Below are 15,405 nucleotides of genomic sequence, written 5' to 3' on the forward strand. Positions count from 1 at the left end.
GAACCCATGTACAACATGTACAACATGTACCCCGATATCAAGCTGCTCATTAACGGCCAATGGCGAGACGGCCGTGGCGTCGCCCTGCCTGTGGTGAACCCTGCAACGGCGGAAACACTGGGAAGCGTCGCCCACGCACACGTCGCGGACCTCGCGGAAGCCATCACGGCGGCGGAAGCAGGCTTTCGTTTGTGGCGCGAGGTTTCCCCCCACGAGCGAGGGAAGATTCTGCGCAAGGCTGCCGCTCTCATACGTGAGCGGGCCCCGGAAATCGCCCGGCTTATGACGCTTGAGCAAGGCAAGCCACTCGCCGAAGCCCAGGCCGAAACGCTGGCCGCCGTGGACCTCATTGAGTGGTTCGCCGAGGAAGGCAAGCGCACCTACGGCCGGGTTATTCCATCGCGTTCACGCGATGTGACCCAACTCGTCGTCAGGGAGCCGGTAGGCGTGGTCGCCGCCTTTACGCCTTGGAATTTTCCTATCAATCAGGCCGTCCGCAAGGTATCCGCTGCGCTCGCATCCGGCTGCTCGGTCGTCCTCAAGGGCCCCGAGGAAACGCCGGCGAGCTGCGCCGAGCTCGTCCGCGCTTACGTCGATGCCGGCGTGCCAGCCGGCGTGCTCAACCTGGTCTTCGGCAATCCCGCAGAGATCTCGTCGTACCTGATCAGTCATCCTTCGGTCCGCAAGGTTACGTTCACCGGGTCCACGGAGGTCGGCAAGCTCCTGGCTTCGCAAGCCGGTACGCACATGAAGCGCGTCACGATGGAGTTGGGCGGCCATGCACCTGCCATCGTCTTCGCTGATGCGGATGTCGAGCGCGCAGCCAAATTGCTCTGCGCCTCGAAATTCCGGAACGCCGGCCAGGTTTGTGTTTCACCGACCCGGTTCCTGGTCCAGAACGAGAGCTTCGACAAGTTCGTGGAAGTGTTTGTGGCTGAAACGCACAAGATCAAAGTCGGCAATGGGCTGGAAAAAGGCACGACGATGGGGCCTCTGGCCAATACCCGTCGTGTAGCCGCCATGGAGCGGCTAGTGAACGATGCCGTATCAAAAGGCGCAAAGGTCGCTGTCGGAGGAAAACGTATTGCCAGAGACGGCAACTTCTTCGAGCCAACCGTGCTGATCGATGTGCCAGCGGACGCGGCCATCCTCCATGAAGAGCCCTTTGGTCCGATCGCTCCCATCGTACGGTTCGAAGATTTCGACGACGTCGTTGCAGAGGCGAATCGCTTGCCGTTCGGCCTTGCAGCGTATGCCTTTACCGGATCGGCAAAGATCGCCGGAGATCTGAGCGTGGCGTTGGAATGCGGCATGCTCTCCATCAACCATCACGGATTGGCACTGCCTGAAGTCCCCTTCGGCGGCGTGAAGGATTCCGGATATGGTTCCGAAGGCGGATCGGAAGCGATGGAGCCCTACATGAACACGAAGTTTGTCACCCAACTGCGCATCTAAAGTCGCGTCGCATATGACTACACGTACATCCACCAACGGCGCCAAGAGCCTCGTCAAAACGCTGCTCGCTTCCGGTGTCGATACCTGTTTCGCCAACCCAGGCACAAGCGAAATGCACTTTGTTGCCGCGTTGGACGAAACACCAGGAATGCAATGCGTGCTCGGCTTGCAGGAGAACGTCGTCACGGGCATGGCCGATGGCTATTTCCGGATCGCCCGGAAGCCAGCGTGTACCCTGCTCCACTGCGGCCCCGGTCTGGCGAACGGCCTGGGAAACCTGCACAATGCGCGTCGGGCTCGCAGCGGGATCGTCAATCTTGTCGGCGACCAGGCCACCTATCACCGTCAACATGACGCACCATTGACGAGCGATACAGACAGCCTGGCAAGGTCGGTATCGAGCTGGGTAAGGACTTCTGCCAACGCACAGAACGTTGCTCGCGATGGTGCCGCCGCGGTACAGGCCGCGAATGCCTACCCTGGCAACATCGCCACGTTGATTCTCCCCTCGGACACCTGCTGGGACGAGGGTGCGATGACCGCTGATCCTCTGCCCACAATCGCGCCGCCTCCGCTAGACCCCCATGCCGTTGAGAATGCTGCGCGCGTTCTCCGATCCAAGAAGAATGTTCTCATTCTGCTGGCAGGTAATGCAGTGTTGGGGGACGGCCAGACCCTTGCCTGGAGAATTGCCCAGGCGACTGGCGCGACGGTCCGAGCGGATTTCGTCACGTCGCATTTGCGTCGTGGGCGGGGGTGCATGCAACTTCAGCGCATTCCGTATAACACCGATCAAGCTGTCGAGTTCCTGAAGAATTTCGAGCACATCATCCTGGTATCGGCCAAACCGCCGGTGGCATTCTTTGCCTATCCCGGCAAGCCGTCGGTGCAATACGCTGCCAACACGCAGCTTCATGTGCTCTGCCGCCCGGATCAGGACGCGGTCACCGCTTTGGCGATGCTCGCCGAGGCAGTCAACGCACCGTTTCTTCCCGTACCGGACCCCGGAGAACGGCCGCAACCAGGCACCGGCGCGCCCACCTCCGAAGGACTGGCGCAGACGCTCGCGGCACTGATGCCGCCCGACAGCATCGTTTCCGACGAAAGCATCAGCTACGGTAGAAGCTTCTATCAGTTCACGCACGCAGCCCCCGCGCACGATTGGCTTCATCTGGCAGGCGGTGCCATTGGCGACGGTTTGCCGGTTGCAACGGGTGCGGCCATCGCGGCAGGCGGGAAGCGTCGCGTCATCAGCCTTCAGGCCGATGGGTCGGCGATGTACTCGCTGCAATCCCTGTGGACGCAAGCACGCGAAAAGCTCCCTTGCACAACTATTATTCTCAACAACAGCAAGTACAACATCCTGATCAACGAGTACAAGAGTGTCGGTGCCACGCCGGGAGAGACGGCTATGCGGATGCTGGATCTCTCTAACCCGCAACTTGACTGGGTCAAGCTCGCCGAAGGGATGGGCGTGGAGGCTGCAACGGCCACCTCTTTGGAACAGCTCGGCGTGCTTCTGACGGCGAGCTTCGCGCGTCCTGCTCCATTCCTCATTGACCTTCACATCTAGTCACTCATGAAGCCCCGTGCCGATTGGCATCGCCAGGAGGGCGACGCCAGTCAGCACGAGCAAGTGCCGCTTCAGCCCACCCCCAATCCCTCCTAGCTGCGCTGAGTTAGGGAATGCAAGGTCCAATGCATCCACGCGACCCCGGTACGCAAGTGATGACCGGCGCTTAGCGGTTCTTCAACCGCCTGCCAGCGCGTGTCAAAGGTCTACCAGATTCTTCGCCAGATAGTCGGCGAATGCGCGTGCCGACGGCTTGGCTGCGCGGCCGGCTGCGAATACCGCATTGACCTCCATCGGCTCGAGTGCCCACTCAGAGAGGACATGAACGAGAGACCCTCGCGATATTTCCTCCTGACACCCCCAGCGACCGAGACATGCAATGCCCAGTCCGGAGACTGCTGCCGTCGCCGCAGCTTCGTTGACATTGACCACCAGCCGGCCATCGAGGTCCACCGATGTTTCGCGGCCTTCGCGCTGGAAGGTCCATCCGGCCATCGCCGCCGGGCCGACGATGATGGAATGGGAAGGCAGTTCTGCTGGCGAGACCGGGACACCGGCACGTTTCAGGTAGGCAGGCGCAGCGACCAGAATCCGGTGAGAGGTGCCAATTCTCTTGGCGGTCGCCGAAGAATCCGGCAACGCCCCGAAGCGCAGGGCAATATCGACACCCTCCACCACCAGGTTTTGCCGCTGATCGGTCATCGTCATGTCGACGCGCAGTCCGGGATGCAGGTCCATGAAACCGGGCAGCCGCGGAATGATCTGTCGCATCGCCAGGCTCGCCGGCACGCCTACGCGCAGGATGCCGCGCAGTTCCCCAGTGCCTCGCGCGGCATGATCGGCTTCATCGAGGGCATCCAGGATGGGCTCGATGCGCGCCAGGTAGTCGGATCCCGCCTCGGTCAGCGAGACAGCCCGCGTCGTACGTGTCAATAATGCCGCGCCAACTTCGGCCTCCAGCCCAGAAATGATGCGGGACACGGAAGGTTGGGAGAGCTGCATCGCACGCCCTGCAACGGAAAAGCTGCCACCACGCGCCACGCGCACAAACAGGCGCAGGGCAAAAAGCCGGTCACTCATAGTGCCTCGCAGGTATCACGCATTCATCTAGATAATGGATATATCCTAGTTGAATCTGCCACCTACCGCATGGCCTGCAAATGAACGACAGTGTCTTCAACGAAGCGGCGCACATCGCCAGACGCTTCACCCCAAGACCTGGAGTCAATCATGTCCCTGCAAGCCAAACTCGATGCATTCAAAACCGCGCTGGAATCTGGCGCGCCGCCCTACAACGTCCCGCGCTTTGTCGTGGACGCCATTCACAAGCAAACCGATGAACTGATTGCAAGCGGCCAGGCCGGCCGTGCCCGCAAGGCTGGCGACCAAGCTCCCGTGTTCGCATTGAAAGACGCCAATGGCAACACCGTCGACCTGGCAGACTCGCTCGACAAGGGGCCTGTCGTCGTGACGTTCTATCGCGGTGTCTGGTGCCCGTACTGCAATATGGATCTGCAGGCGCTCGAGGCGGCTCGCCCGGAGATCGAGGCGCGCGGTGCAACAATGGTCGCAATCTCGATGCAATCGGCCGTCAACAGTCGAAAGGCCGTCACACAGAACAAATTGGGGTTTCCGATCCTCAACGACCCGCGTGGCGAGGTGGCCCACGCATTCGGCTTGCGATTCTCCCTGCCCGATTACCTCATCGACATCTACAAAAATGCCTTCAAGACCGACTTGGCCGTCATCAACGACGACCCATCGTGGACGCTGCCCATGCCTGCGCGATACATCATTGGTCAGGACGGCCTCATCGCTTACGCCGAGGTGAATCCCGACTACACGCAGCGCCCCGACCCAAGTGAACTGTTGCCCACGCTGGACCGCCTGCGCCAGGCTACGGCGTAACGCCACGGATGCGGTCACTGGTCCTGTGACTGGCGGGGATTTCCGGGCAATTGCGAGGGTTGCTCTCCCCGCCGGGCTTGCACCAGCTATAGGCAAGTGGAGTTGGAAACATCAAAAATGGAAATCCGAGAAGGGCCTCTCATTGTCGCTCTTGCGGCCACAGTGTGACTCCTTCAGCCACCTTTATCGCCCTACGTGCCGTTAGTAAAGTGGAACCGTGACACCGACACCAATCACCGATTAGCCGGCCACACCCAGTTACTCAACCCATAGGGACCCTCGCTATGAAACTCTATATCGCCCACGCCACTTGCTCGCTCGCCGTACAGGTCATTGCCAACGAACTGGGCCTGGAGCCCGAGCTAATTCACTACGACGTTTTCGGCAAGAGCACTTCCGCCAACGACGACTTCAGCCAGGTCAACCCGCTCTCCTACGTGCCGGTGCTTGTCCTTGATGATGAAGACAAGACACATCTCACCGAGACGACGATCATCACGTCGTACCTGGCTGACCAGCATCTGGCTGCTGGCCTGATCCCGCCGCATGGCACGCTGGAGCGCGTGAAGTTCGATCAGTTGCTGACGTTCCTGGCCACCGAAATTGCACAGAAGCACATCCCCCTGATGCGCAAGCTGCAAACGGAGTTTGGCACCCAGTGGACCCGTGACAAGCTGGTCGCCGCCTACTCAAGGCTCGACGCGCAACTGGCGGATGGCCGTGCCTACCTGACCGGCGACAAATTCACGGTTGCCGATGCCTACGTCTGGGCCACCCTCTGGCATGAGCGCTCGGGTGCACCGATCACGCATCTGAAGAACTTGTTCGACTACATCGGCCGTATCGAAGCGCGCGCTTCGGTGAAGAAGGCACTCAAGGACGAAGCCGATATGGTCGCCCAGCACGACGCCATCAAGGCAGCCGCCTGATCACTCCCTCGGCCGGCACCCCGGAGCCCTCGCTCCGGGAGCCAAACAGGCAGCGATAAGGCCGTGACAAAGGCAGCCATCATGTCAGCAAACCTCGCCTCCACACTGTCGCTGATCACGGGGCCCGCCCTGCTGACCAACGCCTCTACCGTGCTCCTGCTGGGCGCCACCAATCGACTCGGTATTGCCCTCGATCGGCAGCGCCGCAGTACGCAAGCATCTGGGCGCCGCACCGAGGATGATCCCGCCACGACGCGCCGGCGACTCCGCGCCGGGCGAAGAGTCGCATTGCTGCGAAGCGCCATGTTGCTGCTGCAGGCTGCGGCCGGCGGTTTTGGTCTTGGCACGCTGATCGCCCTGATCGGCCTGTGCGTCGAGCAAACCATCTCACCTGGCGTCGATATCCTCGCCGACCCGGCCGTACTGTTTGCGGCGACACTTGGCGGCGCCGCGCTCACTATTGGCGTGGTGACCTTGTTTATCGAAAGCTGGTTGTTTGGCCCGACGCCTTCCCATCCTCAGATCCCTTCGGCACGATCGCTCACGGGCTTCGCATCGCGCACGACTCCCGCACCTGCCCAATCGCACCAGACTTCGTCCCGAGCTTGCTCTCGCAACGTGGCGCGCGCGCTGATTGTGCGTCCAGACGGAAAACAGTTCCGCGACACGCTCGCTAGATCGAAGGAAAGAAAGTCGATATCGTGAGCATCACGCTCTGACAAGGGCTCGCCAGAGCTAATCCGGCAGCAGAACCTGCCGGTCCCCCCTTTGATTCGAAAGATCCACGCCATCCCACTTGCCAGAGTTGGCCTTGGCGAAGCGGTTGGAAATATCCTGCTGCGCCTCATCAAGCACGTTCACGGCGTATCGCGGCGCAGTGCAAAGGTCGTCCAGGCTCAGGCAGCGCCGGTCTACCGAGAACAGAACCAGTGGGGGGTCCAAGGACACGGCGTTGAACGACGCCACCGTGATGCCGACCGGCGCGCCTGCATCGCGCGGCGCGGTAATGACTGCCACGCCCGTGGCAAACATCCCGAGGGTGTTCCTGAATTGGCGCTGCGCGTCGACGTCAAGTTGAGCGCTGCCGTTGTGAGTCGCTGTTTCAGCCATCATGCCTCCTACGCACGTTGCATCCGTTCTTTGTTACTTAGTTATTTAGCTTTGTAACTTAGATAGTATTCAATGCCAACAAACAAAGTAATGCAAGGGAGTGAAAACCCTTGGGTACGGCGCACACAGGCAAAGGTGGATTTCCCGGAAACCGTTGATGGATAAGTGTTTCCGGATGATTTCGGCGCGCGGAAGGAGCTTGCGAAGCGCGTCAAAATAGATGCCGAACAACCCTATTGGTCGCATGGCACCTCGTTGAAATGGGCGGCGCCGGTGCTAGACTCGGCGCCAATCTCCATGGGAAAAGCACACGCTGTCCCATGGAGCGTCCCCAACGCCATATATAAAAGTAGCTATGCAATCTGAAGCGCGTGACGTCCCCATCTATATGGACTACAGCGCGACGACACCGGTGGATATCCGCGTCGTCGACAAGATGGTGCCCTTCCTGCATCAACATTTCGGCAACCCCGCCTCGCGTAGCCACAGTTTTGGATGGGATGCCGAGTCCGCCGTGGAAGCAGCGCGCGGACATGTGGCCGCGCTATTGAACGCAGACCCGCGGGAGATCGTCTGGACCTCGGGTGCGACAGAGGGTAACAACCTTGCAATCAAAGGTGCCGCGCATTTCTACTCAGGCAAGGGCAAGCACATCATCACCGTCAAGACAGAGCACAAGGCGGTGCTCGATACCTGCCGCGAGTTGGAGCGTCAGGGATTTGAGGTGACGTACCTGGATGTTCGCGAGGATGGGCTGGTCGATCTGGATGCGTTGCGTGCCGCGCTGCGGCCTGACACCATCCTGGTATCGGTGATGATGGTCAACAACGAAATTGGCGTCATTCAGCCTGTTGCGAAGATCGGCGAGCTCTGCCGCGCTTCGGGCATCGTGTTCCACTGCGACGCCGTGCAGGCGGCCGGGAAGATTGCCATCGATCTCGAATCGCTCAAGATCGATCTGCTGACAGTAACGGCACACAAGGTCTACGGGCCGAAGGGAATTGGCGCGCTCTACGTCCGGCGCAAGCCGCGCATCCGCCTGGAGGCGCAGATCCACGGTGGTGGGCACGAGCGTGGCATGCGCTCAGGCACATTGCCCACGCACCAGATTGTTGGCATGGGCGAGGCGTTTCGCCTGGCGAAGCTGGAACTCGCGGAAGAGGCGCGGCGCGTTGGTGCACTGCGCGACCGGCTGATGTCCGGCCTGAAGAAGATGGACGAGGTCTACGTGAATGGCAGCCTGGAACACCGGATTCCTCACAACCTGAACATCAGCTTCAACTTTGTGGAAGGCGAGTCGCTGATCATGGGCATGAAAGACATCGCCGTGTCCTCCGGCTCTGCGTGCACCTCTGCCTCGCTCGAGCCATCGTTCGTGCTACGCGCGCTTGGCCGCAGCGACGAGCTCGCACATAGCTCCGTCCGATTCACACTTGGCCGCTACACGACTGACACGGAGGTCGAAGAAGTGATCGAGATGGTAAGCCGCACCGTCGAGAAATTGCGGTCGATGAGTCCGCTGTGGGACATGCACAAGGAAGGCATCGACATCAGCACTGTCCAGTGGGCAGCACACTAGTGGAAATGGGCGCCCCCGGTCTCCGCGGGCCGGCGGCCTACTCCTTCTGCTGGCGAGCCTGGAGATGGGCCAGATCCAGAACGGCTCTATCGCCGTTATCGACCAGGCGATCCACAATGGAACACAGCACTTTGAACTCGGTTTTGGTGACGCCTTCGAACAGGACATCGTTGATGCGCTGCTGAACCGGCAGTAGTTCGCCTAGCAAACGCGTTCCTGCCGGCGACACCGTCAACAGCATCTTGCGTTTGTCGTCGGGGTGGGATTTCTTGTCGATCAGCCCGAGCTTCTTGAGCTTGTTGGTCTCAATGGTAACGAATGCGCCGCTAAGGTGGAGATGTTCCCCCAGTCGGTTCACTGTCACCTCGCCTTGCTGGGACAGGTGGGCGATCGATCGGATGAGCGAATACTGCACGCCGGTGAGTCCAATAAGACCGCCGAATCCGTCCCGCACGGACAAAAGCCGGGCGGCAAACGGCAGGAGCCCGTTGACCAGATGGCGAAATTCAACGTCGGAGCCGTCGACCAGGCATGCGGGATGCGTGATCGTGAGTGTTCTTGTCTTTGCCGCCGCTGTCTTTGCCATCGCCATGTCCTTTCCACACGTAGTTGCACCAAGCTTTGTTTGAAATCTTAACAACAAATGGATTCTTGGCGACAAATTGGGCCAGGAACCGCGGAGCAACCAACCTCTCACCCCGTCATGTCGAACATTTCAGTCGCTCAAGCCAAAGAACTACTCGAGAAGTATGTGGAAGCCAAGGACAACAATCGTCCGTTGCTGATTCATGAGGCTTTTTCTGCAGATTCGGTGCTGACCTTCTCGATCGCCACTGACTCCATCACTTTTCCCGCCAAGTCGGAGGGTCCGGACGAGATTGCCGCCACGCTGGTTTCCGAATTCGCAACGAAGTTCGAACGCTGCCGTACATACTACGTGGGTGAGCTCACAAGTCAGGGCGGCCTTCTGGTCGTTCCCTGGCTGGTGCTGATGCGGGAGACCGCCACAGGTGCGTTGCGCGCGGGCAAGGGATTTTATAGATGGGGATTCCGCGAGACGATCGACGGTGACTACGAGGTTTCCCAGTTCCATATCCATATCGAGCGAATGGACAGTCTCCCCGACGTCGAGGGCGCTGCACTCGCTGCACTACAAGCCCCCCTGCCTTACCCGTGGCTATCCGCTACGACAATGAAGCAGTCCATTGAAGCGTGCATCGCGATGCAACCGTCACTGGCTCCCTTAGAAGGCCTGGCACAACCGGCTGCCGTGCCCTGAGCAGTGGAGCGCAGTTCCCGAACTGGTTGACACCGGGAGTGGAAGCCAGACAAGCGTGTGGATCCGTAAGAATATAAAGAGGGCAACCAGGGTACAGCCTGATTGCCCTCTCACGCATCGCGGCCGCGCTCAGAATCCCAGCGGATATCCATCCTTCCGATAGTCCGATGCGGCAACATAGCCATGCTGAGCCTTCATCGCCATCTGGGCACCGCCATACTCAAGGCTATCGACTGGCGAGACCTCTACCTGATGCCCGAGCGACCTAAGCCCTTCCACCGTGGACGCAGGGCAATGCGCTTCCACCGCAACACCGACGTTGTCGTCCAGCACACGCCACCGAGGCGCATCGTTCGCAACTTGCGGATTCTGGTTGAAGTCAGCGATACGGCTCGTCATTTGCACGTGGCCCTGGGCCTGCATCGACCCGCCCATGACGCCAAACGATGCAAGCGGCGCATCGCCTCGCATCAGGAATCCCGGGATGATGGTATGGAACGGCCGCTTGCCGGGCGCCACCTGGTTTGGATGTCCAGGCTTCAGATTGAAGCCCCAGCCCCTATTGTGCAAGGCAATCCCGGTCCCCGGCACGACGACACCCGAGCCAAACCCCTTGAAGTTCGACTGTATGTACGAAACCATCATGCCATTACGGTCTGCTGCCGTAAGGTACACCGTGCCTCCGCTGTGAGGCTTTCCCGGCCCCGGGTACGACGCTCTGTCCGGGCGAATCGCCTTGGCACGGTCAGCGAGATACGCTGAATCAAGAAGATCCTCCGGACCAACACCTCCCGGTTGACGCATTGCATCGATGTCGCCCACGTAGGCATGCAAGTCCGCAAAGGCGAGTTTCATCGCTTCGATCTGCAGGTGCATCGTGCGGGCAGAATCCCGGCCAGAGTCCGCGATGTCCCAATGCTCGAGCATGCCAAGCGCCATCAGCGCCCCAATTCCCTGCCCATTCGGTCCGATTTCATAGAGCGTGAGATCCCGATACTTCATGCCAATCGGGTCCACCCAGTCCGCTTGATGCGCAGCAAGGTCGGCCTCATCCAGACGACCTCCAGTGACACGCGCATGCCCCGCGATCTTGCGGGCGAGTTCCCCGTGGTAGAAGTCGTCGCCACCTGTCCGCGCAATGCGCTCCAGCGTCTCGGCCTGACCCGGGCAAACAAACCGCTCGCCTGGCAACGGCGCGCGACCTCGCGGGGCAAAGGACTCGGTGAATCCTGGCTGGCCATTCAATACGGAGACCTGGGCTTGCCACTGTCGATGCACGGTGTGAGAGACAACAAACCCATTTCGCGCATATTCGATGGCGGGTTCAAAGAGGTCTTCAAACCGCAAGGACCCGAAACGCTCCCAGGTCGATCGCCAGCCGGAGACAGCACCAGGAACGGTGACGGCATCCCAGCCAATATTTGGCATCGAGTCGTACTTGGAGAACGACTCCGGGGTCCACGCGCGTGGGGCTCGCCCTGACGCGTTAAGCCCATGAAGCTTGCTGCCGTCCCAAATCAAGGCGAATGCGTCGCCGCCGATCCCATTCATGCAGGGCTCGACGACGGTAAGAGCGATAGCAGTGGCCAACGCGGCGTCTACTGCGTTACCGCCACGCGCCAACATCCGCAAGCCGGCGGCTGCGGCCAGCGGCTGCGACGTTGACACCACGTTGTCCGCCAATACCGGCACTCGCCGGGATGCGTAAGGGAAATCCCAGAACCCTTGCATCAGTCCACCTTGACGTTCGCGGCCTGTGCAACCTTCGCCCAGTCCCGCATTTCCTGCTGGACCAGCCGACCGAACTTGTCAGTCGGGGTAAAGACAATCTGTACCCCCTGAGCATCCATCGCCTCAACCAGTTCGGGCTGGGCCAGCACGGTCTTCGTTGCCGCCACAAGCTTTTCAATAACGGCTTGTGGCGTGCCCTTTGGCGCAACCAGTCCGAATAGGTTGTTGACGCGGAAGTCAGGAATACCCGCTTCCCCCAGCGTCTGCGCGTCGGGCAACGACTTCACACGGTGCTCCGATGCCACCGCCAGCAACCGCAGCTTCCCGGATTTCACATGAGGCAAGGCGGACGGGATGCTATCGAACATCATTGCAGAACGCCCGGCCATCAAGTCGGGCAGCGCGAAACTACTGCCCTTGTATGGAACATGGATAACATCGACGCCTGTTCGCAGGCGGAAGAGTTCGGACTCGAGATGCGACAGGGTGCCTGATCCCTGCGAAGCAAAGTTGTATTGGCCCGGGGCAGCCTTCAGATACTTCACCAGCTCCGGCACAGTCTTCACGGGCAGCGTTGCAGGCACCACGAGAATATGAGGAACGTTGGCAACGCCTGCGATAGGTACGAAATCCTTGGCCAGGTTTGCAGGCTGGTTTGAATAGGTAGCCGCCGCGATGGCCACATTGCTGACGGCAGCCATGTAGAGCGTATATCCATCGGGGGACGCCTTGGCTGCGTACCCCATTCCAATCGCACCGCCGGCACCCGGACGATTCTCCACCACGACGGGTTGCTTGAGCACCTGGGAGAGCCGCTGCCCAATGGCGCGCGCCAACACGTCAGTCGCGCCGGCTGGGGGAAACGACAGGACCATCTGAATGGGTCGTTCCGGGTATTCAGCAAGCGCCGCCGGCGAGACGAAGGTTGCAGACAGACCTACAGTAGCGACCAACACCGCAGGGAACGCACTACGCCACAGCGCCCGGCCTGAAATGGTGCGAACTTGCGCCGCTTTGGTGCGACTCGACTTTTTCAACATGTCGGGATGACTCCGAGATACTGCCATGGCGCGCCAGTGTCATCGCAGGACAACTCCGGACTCGGCAGGCATGGGTTGCGGAACATCGGACGCCCGCCGCTATATTGCGGCGCTTTTGCGTCCCGCCATGCTGGGCCACCATTTATCTGTAGTAGCGCTGATTGGGAAAGTGGAATCGATTCTAGGCATGGTCCGTGCAAGAGAAGATGCAAAATGGCCATGACGGTATACCGAAGTGGAATACCGATCCTGCTGTCGACGTCGATATGTCAGCGCAGGCCAGCCAATACCAAGGTCGCCGCATGCAGTTGAAATGGATTGAAGACTTGCTCGTGCTTGAGCAAACGCGCAGCTTTTCCAGGGCCGCTGAACTGCGTCACATTACGCAGTCAGCCTTGTCTCGCCGTATTCGCTCGTTAGAGGAGTGGGCCGGCGCCGACCTGGTCGACCGCAATATGTTTCCGTTGGCATTGACGCCAGCTGGAATCGGATTCTGCGAGATCGCTCGACAAGCCGCAGACCTTCTGGTTGAGGCTCGAACTGCATTGCGCAGGGAGGCCACCTTGCCGGACCGAACGATAGACATTGTTGCCGGCCATGCGCTTTCGCTCGCGTTCTTGCCGGCCTGGCTAAAGCAGTGTCGCCAACGATTCGGGCATTTTCACGCGCGTGTCGTCGCAGCAAATGTGCTCGATGCGGTCGTAGCACTGACAGAGGGGCGCTGCGATCTCATGATTGGGTTCAATCACCCGCGCGTCCCCGTGATGCTCGACGGGGATCGCTTCGCCAGCGTCACGGTCGGTACGGACACGCTGATCCCGGTATCGGCGCCCTCATCTCGAGGAACGCCTCTGTTTACTGTGCCAAGCGGCGGCATGTCAGTGCCATTCCTTTCGTACACACCCGACACCACGCTTGGAAGACTCCTCGATACCGTGCTCGAACAGCATGGTGCGCATCGGCAACTGGTGTGCTGCTACGAGGCGGACATGGCCATGTTGCTGCAAAAGATGGCGATTGAAGGTCACGGACTGACCTGGCTGCCGCTAAGCGCCACGACTGACGCCCTCGAAAGCGGGAAGCTAGTTCGCGCCGGAGATGCTTCCTGGGAAGCAGCCTTCGAGATCCGTGCATATCGACCAGTCAGTACGAGTAACGTGACGCTACTCGAGTTCTGGCAAATGCTCGAAGCGCCCGACGCCATCGACAAGACACACACGTCTTCGGGCCCAGTCACAACCGCGGCCGACCTTCGCCAGTTTGCCAAACGCTCGAGCAGACGCACGCTTAAGACACTGGACCGGGCATAGCGCTCCCAGACATCCGCGCAGGCTTTCACATGGTTGCCTAGCCTCGACCTACTCTACTGCGCGCAGGTACGATGACAGCGCGAATCCAGCGCATAAGCTCCGCCGCCCCTCGTTCCCACATTAGTGCCTTCTGAGTCTCGGTGTAGTAGATCTGGCGCCTTTGTTTCATTTGCAGCACCTCCACTGCTCACACAGATTCCAGGTGTTGCATCGATCGGTTGAATCCACAAGGCGTTGCGGCCAGTCGTCAGTGAATTCCCGCGCATCAGACGACCGAGATTAGATTAGATACTCCAGAGACCATCTGGACGCACCCAAACACACCTACCACGATGGCCGACATGCGCGAAAAGCCGCGCATCAACGAGACCGGCATCGCTTTGCGTAACGTGGCGGTCGCAGTACTCAAGCACAACCACTAGATGGCAGAGCCGGCGAATACCCCGCTGACCATAAGCGCTACCGTGGTCCATCCAGCGCCATCGTGCGAATCTGACAGTGGCCCGAGCGCTGCAAATATCCCGATGAATGACAGAATGGTCATGGGGCTGGACAGCGTAAGGGCAAATGTCGTGAGGAAATCGCGAGCGACAGTTGCGCGCGGTGCCCCTTTGGAAAGGCCAGGGGCCGCAGGCGCTTCACGAGCGATGCCGCAGGCGAGCCAGATCAGAAACATGCCACCACCAATTTTCAGGGCCATGCTTAGCACCGGCAGCGCCGCTGCTACACCAGCAATACCGAGCGCACCGAGCAATCCGTAAATGCCATCCGCGCTTGCTGCGCCGATGCCCGTTGCGAAGCCGGAGCGAAAACCACGGGTAAGACTGCGCTGGATGCACAACATGCCGATGGGGCCAACCGGCGCGGCAATGCAAAGACCTATCACCATTGACTTGACGAACAGCACGACCTTCTCCGACGAACAGCGTTGATATGGAGACGCATCGTAGGCGGCCTTTGCGCGTGCGCGAAGCTAGTTTTTAATAGAAGATAGCGATTTCTCCTTAAAAATTACGGCGCCATGGACGAACTGGATTGGAAAGTGCTTTCCTTGCTACAGCAGAACGGACGCATGAGCTATACCGATCTGGGCCGCCAGGTCCAGTTGTCGGTGCCGGCTGTAACGGAGCGCGTCAAACGCCTGGAAGAGTCCGGGGTCATCGAAGGCTACTCAGCACGGATCAGCCCCGTCGCGGCAGGCTATGCGGTGACGGCGCTGATCGGCATTACCGTGCCGCAACCCGCGAAGACGAAGTTCCTCAAGTTGCTTGACACGATTCCCGAGGTGCTCGAATGCCATCACGTAACTGGGGCAGACTCCTATGTCATGCGATTGGTGGCGGTCAGCTTGGCCGATCTGGAACGGCTCATTGAACGTATCAACCTGTATGGCGAAACTCGCACTTCAATTGTGATGTCGACCCCGCTGGTTGCCCGGGGTCTGCAACAGCCACCCGCCAAGCGCCGCAACTAAGCAAAGGCTTTACTTGA

14 protein-coding genes and 1 pseudogene are annotated in these 15,405 nt (G+C 60.0%); 9 read left to right on the plus strand and 6 right to left on the minus strand.

Annotation, left to right across the window (positions count from 1 at the left end):
• The first annotated feature begins 6 nt into the window (after positions 1-6).
• Together ACOABP_RS28250 and ACOABP_RS28255 are read left to right on the plus strand one after the other, a co-directional pair.
• On the plus strand, positions 7-1,455 hold the full coding sequence (locus ACOABP_RS28250) for an NAD-dependent succinate-semialdehyde dehydrogenase (protein WP_474231053.1): 1,449 nt from the start codon (positions 7-9) through the stop codon (positions 1,453-1,455).
• A gap of 13 nt (positions 1,456-1,468) precedes the next feature.
• Positions 1,469-3,028, plus strand: a complete 1,560-nt coding sequence (locus ACOABP_RS28255) for an acetolactate synthase large subunit (RefSeq protein ID WP_474231054.1) — start codon at positions 1,469-1,471, stop codon at positions 3,026-3,028.
• Between the two features lie 198 nt (positions 3,029-3,226).
• Here the strand turns inward: ACOABP_RS28255 and ACOABP_RS28260 are convergent, their stop codons facing one another.
• Entirely contained in the window at positions 3,227-4,108 is an 882-nt protein-coding gene (locus tag ACOABP_RS28260) for a LysR family transcriptional regulator (protein ID WP_474231056.1), read from the minus strand.
• 150 nt (positions 4,109-4,258) lie between these two features.
• Between ACOABP_RS28260 and ACOABP_RS28265 the strand changes: the two genes are divergently transcribed.
• From ACOABP_RS28265 to ACOABP_RS28275, 3 genes are all read left to right on the plus strand, one after another.
• Positions 4,259-4,936 carry a peroxiredoxin-like family protein gene (locus ACOABP_RS28265; protein ID WP_474231057.1) on the plus strand — a complete coding sequence of 226 codons (678 nt, stop codon included), beginning with the start codon at positions 4,259-4,261 and terminating at the stop codon, positions 4,934-4,936.
• Positions 4,937-5,220: 284 nt separating this feature from the next.
• Positions 5,221-5,865, plus strand: a complete 645-nt coding sequence (locus ACOABP_RS28270) for a glutathione S-transferase family protein (protein ID WP_474231058.1) — start codon at positions 5,221-5,223, stop codon at positions 5,863-5,865.
• A gap of 81 nt (positions 5,866-5,946) precedes the next feature.
• A complete protein-coding gene (locus tag ACOABP_RS28275; RefSeq protein ID WP_474231059.1) occupies positions 5,947-6,570 on the plus strand; it encodes a DUF2721 domain-containing protein in 624 nt (207 codons plus the stop codon).
• 30 nt (positions 6,571-6,600) lie between these two features.
• On the opposite strand, the gene ACOABP_RS28280 is transcribed toward ACOABP_RS28275, so the two are convergent.
• Positions 6,601-6,978, minus strand: a complete 378-nt coding sequence (locus ACOABP_RS28280; RefSeq protein ID WP_474231061.1) for a flavin reductase family protein — start codon at positions 6,976-6,978, stop codon at positions 6,601-6,603.
• 352 nt (positions 6,979-7,330) lie between these two features.
• On the opposite strand from ACOABP_RS28280, the gene ACOABP_RS28285 reads away from it, so the two are divergent.
• Complete coding sequence (locus tag ACOABP_RS28285) at positions 7,331-8,554, plus strand: IscS subfamily cysteine desulfurase (protein WP_474231063.1); 1,224 nt, start codon at positions 7,331-7,333, stop codon at positions 8,552-8,554.
• A gap of 37 nt (positions 8,555-8,591) precedes the next feature.
• Here the strand turns inward: ACOABP_RS28285 and ACOABP_RS28290 are convergent, their stop codons facing one another.
• Entirely contained in the window at positions 8,592-9,140 is a 549-nt protein-coding gene (locus ACOABP_RS28290) for a MarR family winged helix-turn-helix transcriptional regulator (RefSeq protein ID WP_474231384.1), read from the minus strand.
• 165 nt (positions 9,141-9,305) lie between these two features.
• On the opposite strand from ACOABP_RS28290, the gene ACOABP_RS28295 reads away from it, so the two are divergent.
• Complete coding sequence (locus ACOABP_RS28295) at positions 9,306-9,833, plus strand: hypothetical protein (protein WP_474231064.1); 528 nt, start codon at positions 9,306-9,308, stop codon at positions 9,831-9,833.
• A gap of 129 nt (positions 9,834-9,962) precedes the next feature.
• Here the strand turns inward: ACOABP_RS28295 and ACOABP_RS28300 are convergent, their stop codons facing one another.
• Together ACOABP_RS28300 and ACOABP_RS28305 are read right to left on the minus strand one after the other, a co-directional pair.
• Positions 9,963-11,564: a gamma-glutamyltransferase family protein gene (locus ACOABP_RS28300; RefSeq protein WP_474231065.1), complete on the minus strand. Its 1,602-nt coding sequence runs from the start codon at positions 11,562-11,564 to the stop codon at positions 9,963-9,965.
• Positions 11,564-12,604, minus strand: coding sequence for a Bug family tripartite tricarboxylate transporter substrate binding protein (locus tag ACOABP_RS28305; protein ID WP_474231066.1), 1,041 nt, complete (start codon positions 12,602-12,604; stop codon positions 11,564-11,566). The genes ACOABP_RS28300 and ACOABP_RS28305 overlap by 1 nt, the downstream gene beginning before the upstream one ends.
• Before the next feature lie 194 nt (positions 12,605-12,798).
• Between ACOABP_RS28305 and ACOABP_RS28310 the strand changes: the two genes are divergently transcribed.
• Entirely contained in the window at positions 12,799-13,914 is a 1,116-nt protein-coding gene (locus tag ACOABP_RS28310; protein ID WP_474231067.1) for a LysR substrate-binding domain-containing protein, read from the plus strand.
• Positions 13,915-14,179: 265 nt separating this feature from the next.
• Here the strand turns inward: ACOABP_RS28310 and ACOABP_RS28315 are convergent.
• Positions 14,180-14,821 (minus strand): annotated as a pseudogene (locus tag ACOABP_RS28315) (LysE family translocator).
• 114 nt (positions 14,822-14,935) lie between these two features.
• On the opposite strand from ACOABP_RS28315, the gene ACOABP_RS28320 reads away from it, so the two are divergent.
• Positions 14,936-15,388, plus strand: a complete 453-nt coding sequence (locus ACOABP_RS28320; protein ID WP_474231068.1) for an Lrp/AsnC family transcriptional regulator — start codon at positions 14,936-14,938, stop codon at positions 15,386-15,388.
• The last annotated feature ends 17 nt before the right edge of the window (positions 15,389-15,405 follow it).

This window comes from Cupriavidus sp. HE11 (genome assembly GCF_056097175.1).

What these genes read in the sequence shown, in the direction of transcription:
- ACOABP_RS28320 (WP_474231068.1), top strand. Translation starts at nt 14,936, where the DNA reads ATGGACGAACTGGATTGGAAAGTGCTTTCCTTGCTACAGCAGAACGGA.
- ACOABP_RS28280 (WP_474231061.1), bottom strand. Translation starts at nt 6,978, where the DNA reads ATGATGGCTGAAACAGCGACTCACAACGGCAGCGCTCAACTTGACGTC.
- ACOABP_RS28300 (WP_474231065.1), bottom strand. Translation starts at nt 11,564, where the DNA reads ATGCAAGGGTTCTGGGATTTCCCTTACGCATCCCGGCGAGTGCCGGTA.
- ACOABP_RS28270 (WP_474231058.1), top strand. Translation starts at nt 5,221, where the DNA reads ATGAAACTCTATATCGCCCACGCCACTTGCTCGCTCGCCGTACAGGTC.
- ACOABP_RS28250 (WP_474231053.1), top strand. Translation starts at nt 7, where the DNA reads ATGTACAACATGTACAACATGTACCCCGATATCAAGCTGCTCATTAAC.
- ACOABP_RS28275 (WP_474231059.1), top strand. Translation starts at nt 5,947, where the DNA reads ATGTCAGCAAACCTCGCCTCCACACTGTCGCTGATCACGGGGCCCGCC.
- ACOABP_RS28255 (WP_474231054.1), top strand. Translation starts at nt 1,469, where the DNA reads ATGACTACACGTACATCCACCAACGGCGCCAAGAGCCTCGTCAAAACG.
- ACOABP_RS28290 (WP_474231384.1), bottom strand. Translation starts at nt 9,140, where the DNA reads ATGGCAAAGACAGCGGCGGCAAAGACAAGAACACTCACGATCACGCAT.
- ACOABP_RS28305 (WP_474231066.1), bottom strand. Translation starts at nt 12,604, where the DNA reads ATGTTGAAAAAGTCGAGTCGCACCAAAGCGGCGCAAGTTCGCACCATT.
- ACOABP_RS28260 (WP_474231056.1), bottom strand. Translation starts at nt 4,108, where the DNA reads ATGAGTGACCGGCTTTTTGCCCTGCGCCTGTTTGTGCGCGTGGCGCGT.
- ACOABP_RS28285 (WP_474231063.1), top strand. Translation starts at nt 7,331, where the DNA reads ATGCAATCTGAAGCGCGTGACGTCCCCATCTATATGGACTACAGCGCG.
- ACOABP_RS28265 (WP_474231057.1), top strand. Translation starts at nt 4,259, where the DNA reads ATGTCCCTGCAAGCCAAACTCGATGCATTCAAAACCGCGCTGGAATCT.